Source organism: Massilia sp. TWP1-3-3 (assembly GCF_049897805.1).
GTDB lineage: Bacteria > Pseudomonadota > Gammaproteobacteria > Burkholderiales > Burkholderiaceae_D > Telluria_A.
Genome location: NZ_JAFCWX010000006.1, coordinates 226,000 through 249,504 on the forward strand (window position 1 = coordinate 226,000; position 23,505 = coordinate 249,504).

Here is a 23,505-nt window from a genome sequence, read left to right on the forward strand (position 1 = left end):
GCCGTCATTCCGGATCGGGGATGTCATTGTCAGGGTCGGGGATGGCGCTGTCGAACAGCTCAGATAGTTCTGGCATGTCGCCCGCTGCCTTCCACTTGTCGGCCTTGGGATTCCACTGCATATGCCATACTTTAGTCGCAGGGCCGATTTCGGCGCGCGCGATGCGCAAGGCGATTTCATCGAGCAAATACGGACCATGCTGAGCGCCATTCAAAAATACCTTGAAGCGCGCCGGCGCCGGGGCCATACCCGCACCCGTACTTGCACCCGCATTTGCACCCGTACTTGCACCCGCATTTGCACCCGCACTTGCACCCGTACTTGTACCCGCATTTGCACCCAACGCCGCACCTGCCGCCAACGTCGCTGGCGCAACCTCCTTGCGTTCCTGCAGCGCGACGGCCGCCTCGGCCTCGCTGGCCAGCACATCGGGCTTGATCACCCGCTTGTCCACCGGCCGCTCCACTTCCCACGCATAGGCGTCGCTGGCCGAATTGGGCACCAGGTCGGTCCAGGCAAGCATGCTGGCGGCGGCGGCGTCGATGTCGCGCGTGGTGAGGCTCGGTGTCATGCTGCGCGCGCGCCGGAACCAGTCCTCGTACAGACGGCGCGCGGTAATGTTGGGCAGCGACGGCGACGGCAGCTGGGCGCCGGTTTCGTCCACTTCCAGCTTCGGCTCGTACACGCGCTGCTGATAGTGGCGCATCAGCGCCGTGAGCAGCGTGAGCTGGCTGGGCCCGAGGTTGGCGAGGCGCTGCTGGACGGCGGTGACGACCTGCTCGCGGTAATACGCGGGCAAGCCGTTCGAGCGGATCGCAAACTCGTTCCCGATCTGCAGCCACTCGCCCGAACCGGGTTCCACTTCAAACAGATACTGGCCGCGCGGCTGGAAAGACGCTTCGCGGTCGGCCAGGTCCGGTTTGCGCCGGATGACGCCGAGCGCATTGGCCTGCAAGAACCACTCGTAGTCGTCGGCCAGGCGATTGAGTTCTTCCATCGACGGTGAAATCGGATGGCGAAAGCGCGTCGCATCAAAATGCAGGTGAGTCGGGATTTTCGGGTTTTCGATCTGGTACGAGGTGCGCCAGGTCGGCAGCCCGCGCAGCACCGTCATCGGGTAGCCTGACAATTCAATGTAGCACACGGCCTTGCCGCTGATGCCCGTGTTGACGATCGAGACCAGGTCGCCGTGGAAGGAGCCGGTCGGCACCGCCGCCTTGATTTCATCTTCCAGCTTGCGCCAGGCGTTGACGTCGCCCACGCCAATGAAGCACTTGAACTGGTCGGCCTTGGGGGTGAACTCGGCCGAAAAGCGTGCGTTCACCCACGGCATGGCGCTCTTGATCCATTCATTGAAAATGCGCTGGCGCTCCTGCGGCGACATGGCGCCCAGGCGTTCGAGCAGCGGGTCGACCGGTTCCTCGCCGGCCAATTGCTCGACGCTTAACTGGGTCTGCGCGCGCCTGAACAGTTTGAGCAGCAAGCTGGCGCGCAGGCGGTCGTCGCCCAACTGCGGGAACAGGCGCGACGAGCCGCCGAATTCAAGCAGCACTTCTTCGCTCCAGCCTTGAATGTCGCCGGTCAGTTTCACCGGCTCGGGCAGCACGTCGCTGGCCAATTTGATATAGGTGGCGTGTTCGTGGCGCGCGTCGGCGCGCAGCTGGTCGATGCGCTGGTCGACGGCGCCGAGCATGGCCTGCACGCAGCGCCGCCCTTCCTGGAATTCGCCGGCAATGCCGCTCCATTCGGCCTGGCCGGTGTCGTCGGTCGAGAGCGGGTCGCCCAGCCAGGCCGACATGCCGCGCATGACTTCGACGGCCTGACCGGAGGCAACGGCGAGCATGTGAAAGCGCAGATAGTCGGCGATGTCGCGCTTGAGGTGGGCCATGATTTCGCGCGCCTGCGCATCCTTGCCGAACAGTTTTCCGGCCGCCTGTCCCAAGTTGCCGAGCGACTCCTCGACCTGGCGCGTGCGCAGCGCGTCGCGAATGTCGCGGTAGCGCTTGCCGTTGCGTTCGGCGTTGCCCAGGTCGCGCTGCAGCAGGCGCGCCTTGATCTGTTCAAGCAGCGAGAGCACGAATTCAAGGCCGCCCTGCTTGCGGTCGTCCAGCAGCGCATACAGCTGGTCGCGCGCGCGGCCCTTCAGGCGCGTCATCAGTTCCACGGTGTGGCGCTTGATGCGGTCTTCGCTGGTTTCGGCGGTGGCGCCGGCTTCGCGGATCGCATCGCGCTCCAGGTGCGGCAGCAGTTCGGCCACCTTTTCGCGCCACAGGCCCAGGTCGAACGAGGCCATGATGCGGTCCATCTCGTGCTGCACCTTGCTTTCGACGCGCTCAAGCAGCGAGCGCTGGTCCTTGTCCATCAACAGCTGGCCGGTGAGCGCATATTCCTGGAACGGCGTGACGTCGACCGTCCCCTTGCGAAAGTCCGGAAATTCATCGAACGGGCTTTCGCTCATCGACATCTGCTCGCGCATGAAGATGTCGCGTTCCTGGTCGCCGGCGCGGCGCGCGGCCGTGCCGTCGCTGCCGATCAGGCCAAAGAAGGCCTTGACCATCAGCGCGGCCAGTTCGTAGGCGCGGATATCGTCGCGCAGGCTTTGCTGGGTGTCGAGCACCGCCTGACCGAAGGCCGAATACACCTTGGAGTACGACAGGCGCATGTCGCCGAAGCGCTGCTCGGGCACGCGCGGATTGAACGGGCCCAGTTTGTGCTGCTGCTGGTTGACCGCGATCGAGCGCTTTTTATTCGCAAAATCGGCCGAGGCGAAGTCTTCGAACAAGGTGTCGGCCACCATCTGGTAGACGTCCTTGATGTCCTGCGTGGCCTTGTTGGCCAGGTTGGCGGTGTCGACAAAATACACGTCGTCGAACGGCGCGCCCTTGCCCACCAAGCTGTCCGGCTCGGCCCAGCGCACCTGCGCGTTCATGTCGCGCATGGTCGTTTCCAGCTCCATCAGCGTGGCGTAGGCGTTGGCCTCGGTGCGTTCCTTGTTGGCCTTGGCGTAACCGGCGGGCATGAACATCACCAGGTCAACCTGGTTGTCCGACACTTCCTGGCGCGCGATGGCCTTGCTGATCCAGCCCAGGTCGATCGCCGTGCCGGCGCCGGTGCCGCCCGCGCACGAAGCGATGACGACGATGCGGAACTTGGACGTATCGACCTGTAAACCCAGGCGCTGGTAGGTTTCCTTGCGCTCGTTGCCGGCATTGCTGCTCAAGAAATTGAGCGCGCCCTTGATGCGCCCGCGCAGCTTGGGGTATTTGTCGAACAGGTACAGGCGCGCCACGGCGCGAATCTGGCCGGCGCCCTTGGAAGGATCGATGCCCAGCGAACGCAGTTTTTTGGGGCGCAGCGGCATCCACGATTCGATCAGCGGAAAGCGCGACAGGCTGTCGTCGGACTCGTGATACTGCTGCAGGTCGATCGGCTCGATCAGGCGCTCTTCGTCGGTCAGCTTGACCAGCTCGAACCACGGGTCGCTGCGCTGGGATTTTCCCTCGTCGATGATGGCGTTGTTGTCCAGGTCGAAGTGCAGGAAGCGCGCGACCGGAAACTGGCCGATCGCTTCGACCCGGGTCGGATTGTGGCGGTTCCACACTTCCGACAGGATGCGGCGCCGGATGCGCAGCATCACTTCCATGCCGGTGCCGCCGGCGCCGATGAACAGCGTGGGGCGCAGGTCGATCTTCAGTTCTTCCTTTTTGCCGCTACCAGTGTTGGGAAACTCTGCCATATTCTCTTCTCGATCTTTTCAATAAGGTTCAGCGACGGCCGACGAACAGCGCCGCAACCAATGCAACCAGGCCGACGATGACCAGCGGCGCGGTGACCGCGAAGGTCAGGAACTTGCTGGCGTTGATAATGGCCAGCACCGCCGCGGCGCTAACGAACGACAGGCCGACGAACAGCAGCCAGCCGGCGCTGCCGGCAGAAGACGGCGCCACGCGCTTGACCACGAGGTGGTGCACGTAGGCGTTACGCACAAAGAAGTAGATGATCAACAAGACCATGAACACGGCACCGCCGATAGCCAGGTCGCGCGACGAGGTGTCGGTGACGGGCGCGCCGGCGACCGGGGTCACTTCGACCGGCATGTTGGCATTGCTGTCGGGCGTTTTTGGCAACGGGTCTTTGGATGCCTTGTCGTCCTCGGGCAGCTTGAAGCCTGGGTCGGGTTGTGGTGGCTGGTTGGTTTGCATGCGTGGTCCTGGTTTTATTTTAAGAGATGAAAAATTCTAGCGGCCCAGCCGCACCTGCGCGCCTTCGCGCAGGTCAAGCAGCTGGTGGCCGAACAGCGTGGTTTTCAGTTGCGCTACCTTGTTGCCCGCCTTGTCGAAGATCGGCTGCGTGCTGCCGGCGCGCGCGTGCATGGTGCGCAGTTCGTCTTCCACCGTGACGAGCGCCTTGCGCGGCCGCGCAAAGGCCAGCGCCGCCGCGCCCAGCGCGCCGAGCAGCGCCAGCGCACCGGCAATCAGTGCCACCAGCGGAGCGACCCCGTAGTGCACCCGCACGACGAGCGGCAGCTTGGCCACCGAGCTTTTGATGTGCGATGGCGGCGTGAAAATCTCGGGCAGCGGGTCGCCCGGGAACAGCCTGGCCATGCGCTGGCGGAACGCCTGCGACAGTTCGAGCCGCTGGTTCGTCAGCTGCAGCTCGATCTGGCCCGGCATCACATAGGCCGAACCTGCGCTGCCGACCGCCGCCATCGACCATTTGCCCGGCAGCTCGCGCACCGGCAGCGCCATCGTCGAGGACAGCGGCGCGCTCTTGCCGGGAGCGAGCGCCGTCACGCTGCTGCTGGCCAGCCTGATGGGCCGCTCTTCGCTGCCAACCTTGGAGCGCGCGCTGATCTGCGCGCTGGCGATGGTGTACGGATAGATCGTGTTCTCGAGATGCCATTCGATGCTGGCCGCGGGCGAGCGCGCCTGCGCATTGACGTCGGCGCGCAGCATGCCGGTCGGCGTCATGGAAAACGCCACGCCGGGCGCGTCGCTCACCTTGCGCGGCACCAGGCGCACCAGGTCCTGGTCGAGCGGTTTCAAGCGCGCCGCCGGTTCGGTGATGACCTTGGCGATGGCGCCCGAGGCCACCAGCGTTTTCAGTTGGCGCGCACCTTCGTCGCCCACCGCAAACACGTAAATCATCAGGCCGTTGGCGTGGTAGTGCGCGCCTTGCACCGGCATTTGCAGCGGAAACGCCAGCGCGCGCGTGATGGCGCTGCCGCTGTGGATCAGCTCATAGAATTCGCGGTTGCGCCGCGCCGTCTGCAAGTCGTTGTTCGGGCTGTTGCGGTTGTTCGTGACCAGCCATACCAGGCCGCTCTTGCCGCCCAGCGCGCTGCGAATCGCCGTGCCGACGGCTTCATTGAGGTCGGTATCGGCGTAGGCCAAGCTGCCCGGTTTGCGCGCCACCTCGAGCGCGGCCAGCGCGCCGCCGACTTGCTTGCGCGAAGACTTGGCGTCGAACTTGAACGAGAGCAGCGCCTTGGGCGACGGCGCGCCGGGCAGCGCCTGGTTGAACGCAGCGAGCACCATCGGGTCGCCCGGCTGCGCCACCGCCATCACCAGTTCGGTGATCAAAGGCTTGTAGCGCGACTGCGGATCGGTATAGAACGGCTCCATCCAGCCCGAGTTCTGGACCAGGAACACGTGCGATACACCCAGCGCCAGCGCCGGCGCCGGCGCCGACATAGACTGGGCCAGCAGCGCCAGGCATGCCAGGGCGCGCTTCACGTCAATTCTTCCAGGCGCCAGCCGCGTACCTGATTCCAGTCGGGATGGTGCAGCCACAGGCAATTGTCGTACACGAAGGGCACGCATTCGAGCGGGCGGGACAGGCGCGCGATCTCGTCGAGAATCACATTGCGCTTGCCGATCCATTCGACCGTGGTGCGCGCGATGATGCGCTCGGCCAGCGCGTCTTCGGCCTTGCCGGTGTAGGCATGAAAGCGCAGCACCAGGCCGCTCGGCTGGCTGCGGTTATTGTTAAAGCCGCGCAGCAGCGGCAGCACCAGCGAGTCTTCTTCGTGCGGGTCTTCGACCTGCTCGCTGTCCCACGGCTCGCCCACCACCGCGTGGCCGCGCCGGAACAGCAGGCTGGCAAAGCCCAGGCGCGCGCCGCTGATCGGCTCCACCTGCGGGTGTTGCCTGCCCAGTTCCAGAAAGCTGTACGACTGCTCGGCGTGACCGATCAGCCACAGGCGGCCGTCGCGGCTTTGCGTGGGGCCGCCAAATTCAAGCCGCGGCGACCAGCCGGCCGGCCACGGCATCCATTGCGGCGGCGCGCCCGGCTGCCAGATCAACTGGCCTTGCGCGTGCAGCCAGAACAGGCGCGAGTCGTAGCCGATCGGACGCGACCAGCCACTGGCCGGCGCACCGCAGTCGTACAGCACCACGCCGGTCAGGTCGGACAGCGCGCTCCACAGGCGCGTGCCGGCGGACGTATTGAACAGGCAGGCCACGTGGCGCCGCATCGCGCCCGGCGCGCCGACAATGGCTGCGTCAAACACCGCCTCGGTGCGGTAGGTTTCGCTGACCGGATTGATCCACAGGCGTTGCAGGCCGCGGTCGGTGGGCACCAGCGCCACTTCGCCGCGGCGCCCGGGGGCAACCGGCAGCCACGCGTAATCGGAAGAAGTAAACGACAGGTCGGCGCTATGCTCTTCGGCCGCCATCACGTGCCACAGCGCGGCCAGCGGATCCCAGTACTGCAGCACGCCGCGGGCGGGCGCGAGCGCAATCAGGCGCTGTACCGGAAAGCCGAACGCCCCCGCGGCAAAGGCGCACTGCGCATTGGGCGGCACCGGCATGGCCAGCTCGGCGCGGCCCACGCTGGGGGCGGCGGGCCGCTCCTCGAGGCTCTCGCCCAGCGCCAGCGAACTGACCGGCAAGCCATGCGGCACATGGCGCGGCAGCGACTGGTCGGACCACGGCCCCCACCAGTCCGCGCGCGCCTTGGCGCGCCCCGCCAGTTTAGTCAAGGGACGCCCGCAGGTGGGGCAAAAGGCAAACCCCTCCGGATAAATTGGCGCGCAGGCGCAGCTCGACGGCAGCGACGCGCCCAGCAGGTGCGCCACGTCCGGCAGGCGGCCGCGCACCTGCTCCTGCCAGTCGATCCGGCTCAAGCCCTCGCTTGAGCTCAGTTCGAACTGGGCGCTGTGTTCGTCTTCCAGCCAGACACTGGCCGGCGTTTCCCATCTGTATGCCATCTTGCTAGCCACCATATATGTATAAAAAGCAGTCCCGCGTTACTGGGCCGCTGTTGCCTTTCAAATCATAGCGCAACTGGCTTGGGCGGGCAGTTTTATTGCCCGGTACCGTTTCGTGGAACGCCCGGGGGCGCGAAGAGATGCCGAGGGGAATTTCGGTCACATTCTCATGTGATGTTTTGTCTAACATTTTAGTGGCATAATGGGTTCCATGATCGATACCCTTGAAGCTTTGCGCGAGCGCTACCCTCCCGCACACGGACGCAGCGTGGCCAAGCAGTTAAGCCGGCTTGACCACCATTGCATCGCCTTTATTGCGCTGGCGCCCTTTGTGGTGCTGGCCACCGGCGCCAGCGGCGAGATGGATGCCTCGCCGCGCGGCGGGCCGCCCGGCTTTGTCAAGGTGACGGCGGCCGGCACGCTGCTGCTGCCCGATTTTCCCGGCAATAACCGGCTCGATTCGCTGTCCAACCTGGTCGAGAACGACAAGATCGGGCTGCTGTTCCTGATCCCCGGGGGCGATGAAACGCTGCGCGTGAACGGGCGCGCAAGCCTGTCGCAAGAGGCGCCGCTGTTGGCGCACTTTGCGCAGGAAAAGCGCATGCCGCGCCTGGTGATCGAGGTCGCCGTCACCGAAGCCTACCTGCACTGCGCCAAGGCGCTGATGCGCGCCAAGCTGTGGGACCCGGCCAGCAGCCAGATGCGCAGCGTGCTGCCGACCATGGGCCAGATGCTCAATGACCATACCGGCATGCAGACGCTGGAAACGCAGCAGGAGATGGAAGCGCGCTATGCGAGCGACCTGTAGCAGCTAGCACATATAACGCACGTGTAACGCACGTGTAACGCACGTATAATGGATGGCTCATTCATCCACGCCGTCCTCCCCATGACTTTGCCCGCCCAGGCACCCCACGACCACTGGGGCGACATCGACGCGCAAGCGGTCGACTCTGCCGCCAGCCACTTGCGCGACGTGCTCCACACCGTGGTCGAACATGGGCCGGCGCACAACGCGCTGGTCGTCTACGACACCCGCTCGGACCTGGCGCGCGCGCTCACCGAAGGCTATCGGCGCAACCTGCCGCACGGCCAGTTCATCGACTTCGATACCGTCGCGCCCACCGAGGTGCTGGCCGCCTTCCGGCGCATGCAGGCGCACGACCTGGTGGTGCTGATCCAGTCGACCAATTTTCGCCTTGAAGCGTTTCGCATCCGGGTCGAGCTGTTCAAGCTCGGTCTGAAAGTGATCGAGCATGTCCACCTGTCGCGCATGCCCGGCGCGCAGGGCGCCCATTACATCGAGGCGCTCGCCTATGACAGCGCCTACTATCGCGGCGTGGGCCAGGCGCTCAAGGTGCGCATTGACGCGGCCGCGAGCGCACGCGTGCATGGCGGCGGCGAAGTGCTGGTGTTTGCTTCGGCGCTGGAACCGGCCAAGCTCAATATCGGCCACTACAGCGGCATGCACAATGTCGGCGGCCAGTTCCCGATCGGCGAAGTGTTCACCGAGGCGCAAGACCTGGAAGCGGTCAACGGGCGCGTGCAAGTGCATGTGTTTGGCGACACCGCGTACCTGGTCAACCGGCCGGATACACCCATCACGCTGGTCATCGAACGCGGGCGCGTGGTGCGCGCCATCGATGCCACGCCCGAATTCGACAAACTCCTTGACATCATCACCGCCGACGAAGGCGAAGTCTGGGTGCGCGAACTGGGCTTTGGCATGAACCGCGCTTTTACGCGCGAGCGCAGGGTCAACGATATCGGCACCTACGAACGCATGTGCGGCATTCACTTGTCGCTGGGCGCCAAGCACGGCGTTTATCAAAAGAGCGGCTTCAAGCGCAAAGATGCGCGCTATCACGTCGATGTGTTTGCGGTGACCGATGCGGTGTATCTGGACGACGAGCTGGTGTACAAGGACGGCGGCTGGTGCGTCGCGTAAGTCCGCGCCCATAGACATGCATACCACTATTTTTCGATTGTAGTTGCAAAAAAGTTAATCTTGATATTAAGATTCGGGTGTTGTTTGATTATTCCCTTCAAACAGATCCTATAACGCGACATCGAAAAGACTTTCCCATGCCTACATTTACGACAGCCTTGCGTGCTTTGACGCTCACCAGCGCCGTCCTGTTTGCCGTCAGCGGCTGCAGCGGCGGCAGCAACCATAACGATACGCCGTCCGGGCAAGCCAACGCCGGCATTGTCAGCGGCCACGTGGCCGATGCGCAAACCGGTGCGGCAATTGCCGGCGTCGACGTCAAGATCGGCAGCCTCAAAGTTACCAGCGACGCCAACGGCGCCTACAGCCTGGCCGGCGTGCCGCTGGGCACGCAAGTGGTCGTGCAATTTTCCAAGGCAAACTACGCGGCCAACTTCGCGACCGTCGACGTGGCAAACGGCAAGACCAGCAGCGCCGACCGGCGCCTGGCAAAAGTGGCCGCCAAACAAGACATCAACGCGGCAACGGGCGGCACAGTGGTGCTGGCCGGCTCGGCCGCGCAAGTGCAGCTGCCCGCTGCCGGTTTTGTGACCGCCGCCACCGGCGCGCCCGTCAGCGGCACGGTCTCGGTCGAAATGACGCCGATTGACCCGGGCATCAGTGCGCTCAATATGCCCGGCAACTACCGCGCGCAAGGCGAAGCGGCGCCGATTGAAAGTTTTGGCGCCTTGCAGGTGGCGTTGCGCGACGCCGCCGGCGCCATGCTGAACCTGGCGCCCGGCAAGAGCGCGACGATCCGCATTCCCGTGCCACAAGGTGCGAAGAGCCCGCCGCTGTCCATTCCCCTGTACTACTTCAAGGAATCGAGCGGCCTGTGGGTGCGCGAAGGGACCGCTGCGCTGGCCGGCAACTTGCCGCAGCAGTATTACGAGGGACAGGTGTCGCACTTTTCGACGTGGAATGCCGACATGCCTTACGACACCGTCATGATCCACGGTTGCGTGGTCAATTCGGCCGGCCAGCCGATCGACGCCAGCGTGCTCTCCGAAGGCATCGACTACTTCGGCACCGCTTACGCGCATACGACTGCCGACGGCAAATTTTCGGTGGCGGCGCGGCGCAGCAGCCAGGTACAGGTGGGCGCCTCAAGCGGCGCGGACGGCGACAGCGTCACTGTCGCCACCGGCGTGACCGACCTGACATTGCCAGCTTGCCTGGTCATCGCGCAAAAGCCGCCGGTGATCGTGGTGCAGCCAACCAGCCTGACGCTGGCGCCCGGCAGCATGACGACGCTGAGCGTGATTGCCAACAACGCCGCCCAATACAAGTGGTACCACAATGGCACGCTGGTCGAGACCGACTCGCGCTACCTGACCCTGTATGGCAACGCGAGCGCCGGTGGCAGCTACTACGTGATTGTCAGCAATGCCCACGGCAGCGTGACCAGCGCCACCGTCACCGTCACGGTGGCGCCGGCAGTCATTGCGCCCTTCATCACGGCGCAGCCGCAAGAAGTCAGCGTGCTGACCGGGGCCACGCCAAGCTTTGCCGTGCAGGCACAGGGCGATTCGCTCACCTACCAATGGCTGCGCAACGGCGTTGAAATCGCCAGCGCCCAGGGGCCCAAGCTGATGCTCGGCCCGGTCAGCGCCCTCGACGACGGCGCGCTGTTCAGCGTGCGCATCAAAAATGGCGCCGGCACCCTGGTCAGCAGCAACGCCGTGCTGCACGTAACGGCCGAAGCGGTCGCACCGGCAATTTCGGTGCAGCCAGCCAGCACCTCGGTGGCGGTCGGCCAGAGCGGCACCTTTGCCGTGGTTGCCACCGGCACCGCGCCATTCACCTACCAGTGGCTGCGCAATGCAAGCGCGATTGCCGACGCCACCGCCGCCACCTACCAGACGCCGGCCACCACGCTGGCCGACAATGGCGCCAGCTATACGGTCCGGATCACCAATGCCAAAGGCACGGTATTGAGCGCGGCGGCCACCTTGACGGTGAGCCAGGCTTCCTCGGTGGCCGGCCTGCACCTCGCGTTCCCGACGGGCATCACCGTGAACGGCCAGGTTGGCTACGGCGCGATCCCTGTTGGCGGCGGGGCAGCGGTTCCGTTCTGGCCGGCAGGCGCCGGCGAGGTTGCCGACTACTTGATGCAGGGGCAACTGAACAACAACTTGGTGAGCAACATCCACGTCCGCGGCATGCTGTTCTGGAAGAATCAGCAGTTGGTCCGGCGCGACCTGATCGGTGTCACCGGCTTGCCGGCGGAAGTGCGCGTCTCGTCAATCACGTCTGTCGACCTGTGCGATGGAAGGTCCGGCTACGCCTCCACCGGCGGCGACGTCACCGACGTCAACCTGACCTGGCATATTTACCAAAAGCGCGGCCCCGATGCTGCGTGCGGCACCGAAGACGACAAGTACTATGCCGTGCGCACCAACATGGGCCCGCTGGAAGCGCCGCTGGAAGTGTTGCTGCCGGTTGCCACCGTCCACTCGCCGACCGGCGCCCTGACCGGCTGGATCGTACGCAATGGCGTGCAGATGCAGCGTTTGAATGCCAACTTCACCAACCCGGTCCCGCTGTTCGCACTGCCTGGCAATGACCTTGAGTTTGATGACGACGCCACGCTGGCCAACCACTGGATTTTTGCCTCGGGCAATAAGGTCTACGCGGTCGACCTCGGCGCTGCCGCGCCGGTGGCGCTGACCACGGTCGCCACGCTGGCCGATGGGGAAACACTGGGCAGCACCACCTACGCCAATGAGCAAGATGTCGTCATCGCCATCTCAGGCGCCACGTCAACCCGCCTGCTGCGCTACCAGACCGGCACCAAAGCCGTGAACGCGGTTGCCACGGTCAACGGCATGACCAGTGCCAAAACGGTCACGCCAACGCGCGTGGTGCTGAACGGCGCGCTGGGAGCGCTGCTGTCGGTGCCGCTCACCGGCGGCACGCCGCAGCTGATCTACACGACGCCGCAGGGCGGTTTCGCGTACGCAGCGCAGCGCAGTGGCGAGCGCTTGTGGCTTGACGTGAATGGTTCTGTCGTCTCGCTCAACAGCGATGGCAGCAGCGTGCAAACCTTGACCGGGGGCAGGCTGATTGCTTGCGTCCACAAGCCAATTGCAGCCGTCGACAGCGCGTTCCTGGCCTGCGATGCCATCATGGTTCTCGAGGGCAGCACGGTGCGCAGCTATGATGCTGCCACTGGCGCGGCGCGCATCACGTATGGCGCCATTACGCTGCCGAACGTGCCATTGACCAACATACTGTCGTTCGGCTTTTTGACGGCGTGGGGACAGACCGGCGTGCTGAGCCAGTACATCATGGATCCCACCAAGCAGGACAACTACAGCGTGGTCAGCTACCTGATCAAGACCGACCAGCCGGGCATGACCAAGATCGCCTTGCCATAAAGGATGGCCATCGGTCGCCCGGCGCGGCGTACCAGGGCGGCCCGCCCTGGTATTGCTCGACCTGGCAATCGCGCCGATCATCAGCCAAATGGCGACAATATGTCAACCGTTTGGCTAATTGCAATGCACTGATCGCCGGCCTACAATATAAGTATGATCGTCTCCAGGAGTACACCACATGCTCAGTCCCGACCAACGCGCCCAATTCGAGGCCGACGGTTATGTCGTCATTCCCGGCTTTAAGAGCATGGATGCCATCGCCGCGCTGCGCCGGCGCGCGGCCGAGATCGTCGACGATTTCGACCCCACCGAACACCGTTCGATTTTCACCACGCGCGACCAGCTCAAGAGTACGGACGATTATTTTCTGCGCTCCGACAATACCATCCGCTGCTTTTTCGAAGAGGAAGCCTTCGACGCCCAAGGCGCGCTACGCCAGGACAAGTCGCTCTCGATTAATAAAATCGGCCACGCGCTGCACGACCTGGACCCGGTCTTCGAGACCTTTTCGCGCGACCCCAGGCTCGCTGCCGTGGCGCGCGACCTGGGCTTGAAAAATGCGCAGGTGTGGCAGTCGATGTACATCTTCAAGCAGCCAGGCATTGGCGGCGAAGTGGGCTGGCACCAGGACGCGACGTTTTTCGACACCGATCCGGTGACCGTCACCACCTTCTGGTTCGCGCTTGAAGACGCCACCGTCGACAATGGCTGCCTGTGGGTGGAGCCGGGCGGGCACCGCAGCCCGATGCGCGAGCGCTTCGTGCGCAACGGCGACGACATCCGGATGGAAAAGCTGGACAGCACGCCCTGGCCCGACACGGCGCGCGCACGCGCGCTGGAAGCGGCGGCCGGCACGCTGGTGTGTTTTCACGGCCTGCTGCCGCACTACAGCGCGCCGAACCGCTCGGCGGTGTCGCGCCACGCCTACACGCTGCATGCGACCGACGCCGGCGCGGCCTACTCGCCGCAAAACTGGATCCAGCGCGACATTGCCTTTCCGGTGCGCGGTTTCATGTGAGGTCGCGGCGATGCTGGCGCAAAAGAGTTAACTGCCGTAGGTCGGAAAAGCGAAGGCCTGGGCGGCCCGCTTTTCCGACCTACGTCCCTGCCAGTGCGCAGCATATCAACAGTACCCGTTGCAAGGCGCCGGCGTGAATCTCGTCTACATCAACAGCAAATTCAACTCCGCCCCGTCCGTCTCCCGATCCGGCGCCATCCTCGGCATCCTGATCGTGACGCTGGTCCCGCGCTCGGTCGATGACTCGATTTCGATGCTCCCGCCCAGCATGCCGGTGACAATGTTATAAACGATATTCATTCCCAGCCCGGACCCGCCCTGCCCCATCTTGGTGGTAAAAAATGGGTCGAACACCTGGTGCAAAATCTTGGGCGGCATGCCCACGCCATCGTCGCTGAAAACAAGTACGATCTCGTCGTCGGGCGTGGCGCGCACGGTGATCACCATCAGCGCTTTGGCGCGGCCTTCAAACGCGTGCAGCAGCGCGTTGTTGATCAGGTTCGACAGCACCTGGCCCACGCCGCCCGGATACGAGTCGATCACCAGCGTGCCGGCGCACTCGACCCGGGTCTCGCAGTTGGCGCGCCGCAGCTGCGCGTGGAACGTGGCCAGCGTATCGCGAATGACTTCGGACAAATCGAAGCGGCGCCGCTGGTCGCTGGTCTGGTCCACCGCCACCTGCTTGAACGAAGTAATCAGGTCGGCCGCGCGGCGCAGGGAACTGGTCATGATGCCGCAGGCAAGCTTGCTGTCGGCCAGCAGCGCCTCGAGCGCCGAGCGCTTCACGCCCCCGCCCGCATACTTGCGTTCGAAGTCGGCGACCATGTCGTCCAGCGCCGTTGCCGTGAGCAGGCTGTTGCCGATCGGGGTGTTCAATTCGTGCGCGATGCCGGCCACCAGGGAACCCAGCGACGCCATCTTTTCGGAGGTGATCAGGTTGGTTTGCGCCTGCTTGAGCGTGGCCAGCACGGTCGACAAATCGCCGTGGGCCGACTCCACATTGGCCTTCTGGCGCGCCAGTTCGGTCAGGCTGTGCTGCAGGCCGTCGCGCGCGTCCACCAGCGCCGCTTCCGTGCTCTTGCGGTCGCTGATATCCTGGATCACCCACACGCCGCCTTCGGCCAGGTTGGCGGCGTCGACCGCCTTGCCGTTGATCAGGCACCAGATTGCACTGCCGTCCTTGCGCACCAGTTCCGCTTCGCTTTGCCAGCGCCGGCTGGCGGCGCTGGCCGCAAAGGCGTCGGCGGCGGGCGGCGCGGTCCCGCTCAGCACCGCCGTTGGCCGGCCCGCCAGTTCGCCCTGCGCGTATCCCAACATCTCTTCCATGCCCCGATTGCAGCGCACGATCACGCCACCGGCAAACAAAGCGATGCCCACGCTGGCGCTGTCCTGGAAGGCGCGCTGCTCGTCGAGCGTGACGCGCACCTGCGCGGCCAGATCGCGGCTGCGGCGCGAAGCGATCAGCAAGGCGCCGATCAGGGCGCTGACCAGCAGGCCGCAGGCGGCAATCATCAACACTGGCGTCAGGTCGCGTCCGTAGCGCCCGCCTGCGAGGGCGGTAAAGCGCACCACCCACTGGCGCTGCGCCACATTGAGCCGCTTTTCAGCCACCAGGCCGGCAATGGCCGGCGCACTGGCGCCGGTGCTGTCGAACATCAGATTGGCCTCGCGCGCCGGCATATTGGCGCCGTCGGCCAGGTCGCCCGCATCGTGGATCCGAAACGCGAGCTGGTCCAGCAGCGCCGGATCGATCACTTCCTGCATCAAGTTGTTGACCTTGAAGACGATCGCGACCCAGCCCACCAGCGCGGCGCGCCGGGCTGCCACGCTGTCGAGCGGCATGTTCTTGCGGTACACGGGCGCGCGCGCGACAAAGCCGGGCTGGCGGGCGGCGTCTTGGACCAGCGTGATCCTTTCGGTGGCGACGATCAAACCGCTGTCGCGGCCTGATTCGAGCGCGGCGCGGTGCGGCGGCAAAGCCGCCAAATCGAGGCCGAAGGCAATTTCATTGCCCTTCAAGGGCTCGGTGTATTCAATGATGTAGTGTTCGCCGCCGGGATACGGCGGGTGGATCGTGAACTCGGGATAGCCGCCCGGGTCGAGCGACTTGTCGCGCCGCACGGCGGCGGTGAAACGCGCCAGGTCGGCGTCCGGCACGTGGCGCACGAACTGGATCGCCTGGAAACCGGGATAGCGCTGGGCAAGGTTAAGTTCACGCACGAAACTGGTGAACTGCGCGCGGTCCATCGTTTCGTTGATGACAAAGGTGCCCTTGATGCTGAGCAGCATGTCGAAGTAAATCTGCAGGCGCACATTGGTGTCGCTGGCCACCTTTTCGGTGTCGCGCTGGAACGTGGCGCGAACGGCCGCCTGCTGCGCATCCATGACCATCACGCACGTCCATGCGGTCAGGCAAATCCCGACTATAAACGCGAGAAACCCTTGTGTCCGCATCTGTCGCGCTCCACCTTTCCTGGCAGCCAGGCAGCGCCCGACCATGCAGAATGACTATAGCATATTGACCTTCAGAAATCTCATCCGCCCGGTGGCGGCGCACCAGTTCAGCCCCGCTACGCCTGGAACTGCAGCGCGATGCTTTTAAAGCTTTCCGCAATTGCCAGCAGGGCGTCGACGACATCGGGATCGAAGTGTTCGCCGCGCTCCTGGCGGATCAGTTCGACCGCCGTTTCATGCGTAAAGGCGGGCCGGTAAGGACGCTCGGAAATCAAGGCGTCGTACACGTCGGCCACCGCCATCAGGCGCGCCGACAGGGGAATGGCCGCTCCCGCCAGCGCCTGCGGATAACCCGAACCATCCCAGTGCTCCTGGTGCGAATAGGTGATTTCGCCGGCGTAGCGCAGGAAAGCGTTGCTCGCGCCGAGCGTGCGCGCAACGCCGGCGATGGCGTCGCGCCCGAACACAGTGTGCAGTTTCATTTGTTCAAATTCAGCGCCGGTCAGCTTGCCGCTCTTGCGCACGATAGCGTCGGGCACGCCCACCATGCCAATGTCGTGCAGCGGCGCCGCCTTGAACAGCAGCGCGATATTGTCGTCCGACAACTCGGCCCAGTGGCACGTATGAAAGCGCAGTTCGCGCGCCAGCGCCGCCACGAAATGCTGGGTGCGCCGGATGTGGTTGCCGGCGTCAAGGTCGCGCGACTCGGCCAGCGAAGCGAGCGCGATGATGATCGCGTCCTGCATCTGGTCCGCTTCGCGCATGCGCTCGGCGACCAAGTGCGCCAGGTGGCGCTGCCGGTCGCCCAGCATGCGGCGCGCGGCGCGCAGTTCGGCGTGCGTGTCCACGCGCGCGAGCAGCGTGCCGGGCGCCGACGCACGGGCCATGATGTCGGCCGCGCCCTCGCGCAGCGCGCGCGCCTCGTCGTCGCGCACTGGCTCGCCGGCGGTGAGGAACATCACCGCAATATCGGCGCTCGCGACATTGCTCTTCAGGCCGCGCAAGACGGCAAAGCCATCCATGTCGGGCAGGTCCATGGCGAGCAGTACCAGGTCCGGATGGGGCGCCTGCCGGGCCAGGTGGAGGGCGTCGGCGCCGCTGTGCGCGAGCCTCACGTGGTAGCGTTGCCGCAGCAATTGCTCCATTTGCAACAGCTTGTCGGATGCATCATCGACGACCAGCACCGTTGCCTTGAAATCACTATCCATCCATTCCCCTTGCCCATATATGCATATTCCACAGCGATCATAACGCGCCCGGCCGTGCGATGTTTCAGCTTTTTTACAATTCCGCGAGTCAATTGCTTAATAGGTACGTTTAGAATGCTTGATCGAAATTTTCCATAGAGTCAGGTAACTTATGATGCGTTTGCCGATCGGCCTCGCGGCCCTGTGCCTTACCTTTTCAGCCTTTGGCGCCGAGCCTTTCGACGACAAGTTCCGCCAGCTCGACGAACTGATCCCGACCGGCAATGCCGTGCGCAACGCGGCCGGCGCGCCGGGACACGCCTACTGGCAGCAGCGCGCCGACTACGCCATCCGCGCCACGCTCGACGAAGCCAAGCGCGCCATCAGCGCCACCGAAACCGTTACCTACCATAACAACTCGCCCGACACGCTCAGCTACCTGTGGGTGCAGCTGGACCAGAATGTGTTCGCGCCCGACGCCGATGCGCGCACCTCGTCCACCATCACCGCGCGCGATGCCTGGGACAAAGGGCGCAGCGCGGATGATGGCGTGCACTTCGAGACCATGCGCTCGCTGCTGGAAAACCGCAGCTTCGACGGCGGCTTTAACATCGCCGCGGTCAAGGGCGCCGACGGCCAGATCTTGAAGTTCACGATTAACAAGACCATGATGCGCATCGATTTGCCCCAGCCTTTGAAGCCGGGCGCGCAGGTGGTGTTCGCGGTCGACTTCAGCTACAAGATCAACAACGCCAAGATCCAGGGCGGACGCACGGGCTTTGAAAGCTTCGACGGCGACAAGAACGACCTGTTCGAGATCGCCCACTGGTTTCCGCGCATGGCGGCCTATTACGACGTGTATGGCTGGCAGCACAAGCAGTTCCTGGGCGCCGGCGAATTCACGCTTGAGTTTGGCGACTACGATGTGCAGATCACCGTCCCGGCCGACCACATCGTGGCCAGCACCGGCGTGCTGCAAAATCCGGAAGCGGTGTTGAGCGCGGCGCAACGCGACCGTTTGCAGCAGGCCAAGACCAGTTCCAAACCGGTGATCATCGTCAGCCAGGCGGAGGCCGCCAACGCCGAGAAGAGCCGCGCCAGCGCCACCAAGACGTGGCACTACAAGGCGGCCAACGTGCGCGACTTCGCCTTTGCGTCAAGCCGCAAGTTCATCTGGGATGCGCAGGGCTACAAAAAGGGCGGCACCGACATGATGGCCATGTCCTACTACCCCAAGGAAGGCAATCCGCTGTGGGAAAAGTATTCGACCCAGGCCATCATCCACACCGTTGAACAGTACAACAAGTACGCGTTCGACTATCCCTACCCGGTCGCCATTTCAGTGAACGGCCCGATCGGCGGCATGGAATACCCGATGATTTCGTTTAACGGTCCGCGCCCGACCAAGGACAAAAAGACGGGCGCGCTGACCTGGTCCAAGCGCGACAAGTATGGCCTGATCAGCGTCATCATCCACGAAGTGGGCCACAATTATTTTCCCATGATCGTCAATTCCGACGAGCGCCAATGGACCTGGATGGACGAAGGCTTGAACTCCTTTCTCGAAAAGCTGGCCGCCGACGCATGGGAAGAGAATTATCCAAAAGGCCGGGGCGAGCCGCGCGCGATTGCCGACTACATGCGCAGCAGGAACCAGGTCCCGATCATGACCAATTCGGAGTCGCTGCTGCAGTTCGGGAACAACGCCTACGCCAAGCCGGCGGCCGCCCTGACGGTGCTGCGCGAAACGGTGCTGGGGCGCGAGCTGTTCGACTTCGCCTTTCGCGAGTATGCGCAGCGCTGGAAGTTCAAGCGCCCTACGCCGGCGGACTTTTTCAGAACCATGGAAGACGCCTCGGGCACCGACCTTGACTGGTTCTGGCGCGGCTGGTTCTACACCACCGACGCGGTCGACGTCAGCGTGGACGGCATCACCGAATACGGCGTGAGCAGCAAGAACCCGGAAATTGAAAAAGCCTGGAAAAAGGCGCAGAAGGATGCCGAGCCGGTGTCGCTGTCCGAGCAGCGCGACAAGGACACGGCGCGGCGCGTGGATGCCCATCCGGAACTGAAGGACTTCTACAACGAGCATGACGACTACACCGTCACCAACAAGGACCGCAACAAGTACAACGAAGGCATGGCCGAACTGGAGCCTTGGGAAAAGGCGCTGCTCAAGCAGGGCAAGAACCTGTACCTGGTCGATTTTTCCAACCTGGGCGGGCTGGTCACGCCGCTGGTGCTGGAGATCACGCTCAAGTCGGGCAAAAAATACATCGAGCGCATTCCGGCCGAAGTGTGGCGCTATTCGAGCAAGAAGATCACCAAGCTGATCGTCACCGACGAGCCGATGGTGAGCCTGACGCAAGACCCGTACTGGGAGACGGCCGACACCGACACCAGCAACAACGCCTGGCCGCGGAAAATCACGCCGTCGCGCCTGGAGCTGTTCAAGACCGAAAAAGGCAAGGATGACCTGATGAAGGACTTCCGCACCCCGCTCAAAGCCACGAAGTAATCGTCACCCAGTCGTCACCCAGCAGTCACCCAGTAGTCACCTGGTAAACAGAGTAATCGGAGTCGTCATGTTCAAGAAGCACCTGCTGGCCAGCCTGGCCGCCTGCATCACGCTCTCGGCCCACGCGGCCGAGCCGTTTGAAGACAAGTTCCGCCAGCTCGACGAACTGCTGCCCACGCCGTCGGACACCCGCACCGCGTCCGGCGCGCCCGGCCACGCCTACTGGCAGCAGCGCTCCGACTACCAGTTGCGCGCCACGCTCGACGAGGCGCAGCGCCGCATCACGGGCGAAGGCACCGTCACCTACCATAACAACTCGCCCGACACGCTCTCTTACCTGTGGGTGCAGCTGGACCAGAACATGGTGCGCGGCAGCGACTCCGACCGGCTAAGCAGCGCCACCCTGCCCTCGCGCGAGGCGTGGGGCCGCGGCAGCGCCGCTGACGGCGTCAAGTTCGAAGGCTTGCGCTTTTTGCTGGAAAGCCGCACGTTTGCCGGCGGCTTTAACATCACCGCCTTGAAGGACGCGGCCGGCAATGCGCTCAAGTACACGGTCAACAAGACCATGATGCGCATCGACCTGCCGCAGCCGATGAAACCGGGCGCGCACTTCGCGTTCCAGGTGGCGTGGAACTACAACATCCCCGAAATGAACGTGCTGGGGCGGCGCAACGGTTACGAAAAATTCGACGACGCCGACAAGAACGACCTGTTCGAGATCGCCCAGTGGTTCCCGCGCATGGCCGCCTACTACGACGTGGCCGGCTGGCAGAACAAGCAGTACATCGGCGACGGCGAATTCACGCTCGAATTTGGCGACTACGACGTGCAGCTGACGGTTCCCGCCGACCATGTCGTCGCCAGCACCGGCGTGCTGCAAAATCCGGAGGCGGTATTGACGGCGGCGCAGCGCGAGCGTCTGACGCGGGCCAGAACGAGCGACAAGCCGGTCGTCATCGTCACCGAGCAGGAAGCGCAAACGGCCGAAAAAACGCGCGCCGCCGGCACCAAGACGTGGCACTTCAAGGCCGCCAATGTGCGCGACTTCGCCTTTGCCAGCAGCCGCAAGTTCCTGTGGGACGCGCAAGGGTTCAAGAAGGACGCGACCGACGTGATGGCCATGTCGTACTACCCGAAGGAAGGCAACCCGCTGTGGGAAAAGTACTCGACCCAGGCGATCGTGCATACTATCGAGCAGTACAACAAGTACGCCTTCGACTACCCGTACCCGGTGGCGATCTCGGTCAACGGACCGGTGGGCGGCATGGAGTACCCGATGATTTCGTTTAACGGCCCGCGCCCCACGCGCGACAAAAAGACCGGCGAAGTCACCTGGCCCAAGCGCACCAAGTATGGCCTGATCTCGGTGATCATCCATGAAGTGGGCCACAATTATTTTCCGATGGTCGTCAACACCGACGAGCGCCAGTGGACCTGGATGGATGAAGGCTTGAATACCTTCCTCGAAATGCTCGCCACGCGCGCCTGGGAAGAGAACTATCCGGACACCACCGGCGAGCCGCGCGCGATCACCGACTACATGCGCAGCAAGAACCAGGTGCCGATCATGACCAATTCGGACTCGGTCACCCAGCGCGGCAACAACGCCTACGCCAAGCCGGCCACGGCGCTCAACATCCTGCGCGAGACCGTGCTCGGGCGCGCCGCCTTCGATCACGCCTTTCGCGAATATGCGCAGCGCTGGAAGTTCAAGCGCCCCACCCCGGCCGACTTTTTCAGGACCATGGAAGACGCCTCGGGCACCGACCTTGACTGGTTCTGGCGCGGCTGGTTCTACACCACCGACGCGGTCGACGTGGGCATCGACGGCATCACCGAATATGGCGTGAGCAGCAAGGACCCGGTCGTTGAAAAGGCCTGGAAAAAAGCGCAACGCGACGCCGAGCCGCAGTCGCTCTCGGCCCAGCGCAACAAGGGCATGGCGCGCCGCGTCGACGCCCATCCGGAACTGAAGGACTTCTATAACGAGCATGACGAATTCACCGTCACCAACAAGGACCGCAACAAGTACCAGGAAGCGATGGCCGAGCTCGACCCATGGGAAAAGGCGCTGCTCAAGCAGGGCAAGCACTTGTACCTGGTCGACTTTTCCAATTCGGGCGGCCTGGTGACGCCGCTGGTGCTGGAAATTGAACTTAAATCCGGCAAAAAATATATCGAGCGCATTCCGGCCGAAGTGTGGCGTTATTCGAGCAAGAAGATCACCAAGCTGATCGTCACGGACGAACCGATGGTGAGCCTGACGCAAGACCCGTACTGGGAGACGGCCGACATCGACACCAGCAACAACGCCTGGCCGCGCAGAATCACGCCGTCGCGCCTGGAGCTGTTCAAGACTGAAAAAGGCAAGGACGACCTGATGAAAGACTTCAATACGCCGCTGGCCAAACCCAAGGATGGCAAGTGAAGCGCTTCGCCAGCGCGCTGCTGCTGGCCTGCGCCCTGTGCGGCGCCGGCGCACCGGCGTGGGCGCACCGCTTCCATGCGGGCCTGGCCGACATCGCGTTCAACCCCCAGAGCGGCAGCGTGGAAGTGGTCCACACCTATATGGCGCACGATCTCGACGCCCTGCTCGCCGCGCAGGCCGGGCGAGCGGTCGACATGACCCGGTCCGAGGACGAAGCGCTGCTGCGCAAGTACATCGAGGAGCGCTTCTACCTGCTGGACAAGGACAAGGCGCGCCTGCCCTTGCAGTGGGTGGGCATCACGGTGGGCGTTGACAGCGTCATCATCTACCGCGAACTGCCCGCCACGCCGCTCTCGCGCATCGCCCAGGTGCATGACGCGGTGCTGATGGACGTGATGCCGCGCCAGGCCAACACGGTCAACATCACGCGTGGCGGCGTGACCGAATCGCTCTCCTTCGACAGCACCACGCAGGAACGGCGCCTGAAGTAAAAACCGGCCATGCCCGGACGGCCTGGCGTAAAAATGCTACGCTAGCAAAATGACAATCTACGCACCTCCCACCTACGCACCTCCCTTTACCGATCTCGCCCACCTGACTGGCGCGCTGCGCACGGCCGGCTACGCCTTGCTGTCCCCGCCTGACGTGTGCGCGCTGGCCGGGTGCGCGCTGGCCGAACTCGACGCGCTGGCCGCCAGCTGGAATGCGCTGGCGCCCGACGCCTACCTCAAGGACGGCGGCCACTACCGGCGCCGCCGCCATTCCTGTTTTATCGACGACGGCGCGCAGCTGACGCAAACGGCGCATCGGGCGCACTGGCAGCCGATCGAGTACAACGCCCTGCACGGCGGCATGCACCGGCTGTTCGAACCGATCGAGCCGGCCACGCTGGCCCATCCGGTTTTTGCGCGCCTGGTGCGCGCGTTATCGAGCGCGTGCCGGCGCGTGAAAGGGCCGCAGAGCCGGGACATCGAGAACGTGGAACCCTGGTTCGTCGAGGCGCACCAGTTCAGGATCGACACGCTGGGCGGCATCGGCCGGCCTACGCCGGAAGGCGCGCACCGCGACGGCGTCGACTTCGTGGCCGTGCTGCTGGTTGGCCGCAGCAACGTCAAGGGCGGCGAGACGCGCGTATTCGACGCCGACGGTCCCGATGGGAAGCGTTTCACCCTGCTTGAACCGTGGACCTTACTGCTGCTCGACGACGCAAGAGTGATCCACGAGTCGACTCCGATCCAGCCGCTGGGCGAAAACGGCCACCGCGACACGCTGGTGCTGACCTGGCGTGCGAAGGCTTTCCAGGGCGAAGATGCATGATATAGT

General features: G+C 64.1%; 14 protein-coding genes. 8 read left to right on the top strand and 6 right to left on the bottom strand.

Annotated elements, in window-relative coordinates; all coding sequences use genetic code 11:
• Positions 1–4 precede the first annotated feature (4 nt).
• Genes ACP7D4_RS08315 through ACP7D4_RS08330 form a run of 4 tightly spaced genes read right to left on the bottom strand, consistent with a single transcriptional unit; the run spans position 5 to position 7,210 of the window.
• Positions 5–3,736, bottom strand: a complete 3,732-nt coding sequence (locus ACP7D4_RS08315) for a tubulin-like doman-containing protein (protein WP_426208584.1) — start codon at positions 3,734–3,736, stop codon at positions 5–7.
• 28 nt (positions 3,737–3,764) lie between these two features.
• Complete coding sequence (locus ACP7D4_RS08320) at positions 3,765–4,202, bottom strand: hypothetical protein (protein ID WP_426208586.1); 438 nt, start codon at positions 4,200–4,202, stop codon at positions 3,765–3,767.
• 36 nt (positions 4,203–4,238) lie between these two features.
• Positions 4,239–5,735 carry a hypothetical protein gene (locus ACP7D4_RS08325; RefSeq protein ID WP_426208587.1) on the bottom strand — a complete coding sequence of 499 codons (1,497 nt, stop codon included), beginning with the start codon at positions 5,733–5,735 and terminating at the stop codon, positions 4,239–4,241.
• The gene (locus ACP7D4_RS08330; RefSeq protein WP_426208589.1) at positions 5,732–7,210 is read right to left on the bottom strand and encodes a hypothetical protein; all 1,479 of its coding nucleotides are present in this window, start codon (positions 7,208–7,210) and stop codon (positions 5,732–5,734) included. The genes ACP7D4_RS08325 and ACP7D4_RS08330 overlap by 4 nt, the downstream gene beginning before the upstream one ends.
• 211 nt (positions 7,211–7,421) lie before the next feature.
• On the opposite strand from ACP7D4_RS08330, the gene ACP7D4_RS08335 reads away from it, so the two are divergent.
• The 4 genes from ACP7D4_RS08335 to ACP7D4_RS08350 all read left to right on the top strand — a co-directional run bounded on the left by ACP7D4_RS08335 (position 7,422) and on the right by ACP7D4_RS08350 (position 13,595).
• On the top strand, positions 7,422–8,018 hold the full coding sequence (locus tag ACP7D4_RS08335) for a pyridoxamine 5'-phosphate oxidase family protein (RefSeq protein ID WP_426208591.1): 597 nt from the start codon (positions 7,422–7,424) through the stop codon (positions 8,016–8,018).
• A gap of 81 nt (positions 8,019–8,099) precedes the next feature.
• A complete protein-coding gene (locus ACP7D4_RS08340) occupies positions 8,100–9,158 on the top strand; it encodes a hypothetical protein (protein ID WP_426208593.1) in 1,059 nt (352 codons plus the stop codon).
• Between the two features lie 137 nt (positions 9,159–9,295).
• Positions 9,296–12,577 carry a carboxypeptidase regulatory-like domain-containing protein gene (locus tag ACP7D4_RS08345; protein WP_426208594.1) on the top strand — a complete coding sequence of 1,094 codons (3,282 nt, stop codon included), beginning with the start codon at positions 9,296–9,298 and terminating at the stop codon, positions 12,575–12,577.
• Between the two features lie 178 nt (positions 12,578–12,755).
• Complete coding sequence (locus ACP7D4_RS08350) at positions 12,756–13,595, top strand: phytanoyl-CoA dioxygenase family protein (RefSeq protein ID WP_426103399.1); 840 nt, start codon at positions 12,756–12,758, stop codon at positions 13,593–13,595.
• A 144-nt stretch (positions 13,596–13,739) separates the two neighbouring features.
• On the opposite strand, the gene ACP7D4_RS08355 is transcribed toward ACP7D4_RS08350, so the two are convergent.
• Complete coding sequence (locus tag ACP7D4_RS08355) at positions 13,740–15,986, bottom strand: CHASE domain-containing protein (protein ID WP_426103416.1); 2,247 nt, start codon at positions 15,984–15,986, stop codon at positions 13,740–13,742.
• A gap of 179 nt (positions 15,987–16,165) precedes the next feature.
• On the bottom strand, positions 16,166–17,257 hold the full coding sequence (locus ACP7D4_RS08360; protein WP_426208595.1) for an HD-GYP domain-containing protein: 1,092 nt from the start codon (positions 17,255–17,257) through the stop codon (positions 16,166–16,168).
• A 154-nt stretch (positions 17,258–17,411) separates the two neighbouring features.
• Between ACP7D4_RS08360 and ACP7D4_RS08365 the strand changes: the two genes are divergently transcribed.
• The 4 genes from ACP7D4_RS08365 to ACP7D4_RS08380 all read left to right on the top strand — a co-directional run bounded on the left by ACP7D4_RS08365 (position 17,412) and on the right by ACP7D4_RS08380 (position 23,499).
• Positions 17,412–19,754: a M1 family metallopeptidase gene (locus ACP7D4_RS08365; RefSeq protein ID WP_426208620.1), complete on the top strand. Its 2,343-nt coding sequence runs from the start codon at positions 17,412–17,414 to the stop codon at positions 19,752–19,754.
• 67 nt (positions 19,755–19,821) lie between these two features.
• Positions 19,822–22,182, top strand: a complete 2,361-nt coding sequence (locus ACP7D4_RS08370) for a M1 family metallopeptidase (protein WP_426208597.1) — start codon at positions 19,822–19,824, stop codon at positions 22,180–22,182.
• On the top strand, positions 22,179–22,673 hold the full coding sequence (locus ACP7D4_RS08375; protein ID WP_426208599.1) for a DUF6702 family protein: 495 nt from the start codon (positions 22,179–22,181) through the stop codon (positions 22,671–22,673). The genes ACP7D4_RS08370 and ACP7D4_RS08375 overlap by 4 nt, the downstream gene beginning before the upstream one ends.
• A gap of 49 nt (positions 22,674–22,722) precedes the next feature.
• A complete protein-coding gene (locus ACP7D4_RS08380; protein ID WP_426103403.1) occupies positions 22,723–23,499 on the top strand; it encodes a 2OG-Fe dioxygenase family protein in 777 nt (258 codons plus the stop codon).
• The last annotated feature ends 6 nt before the right edge of the window (positions 23,500–23,505 follow it).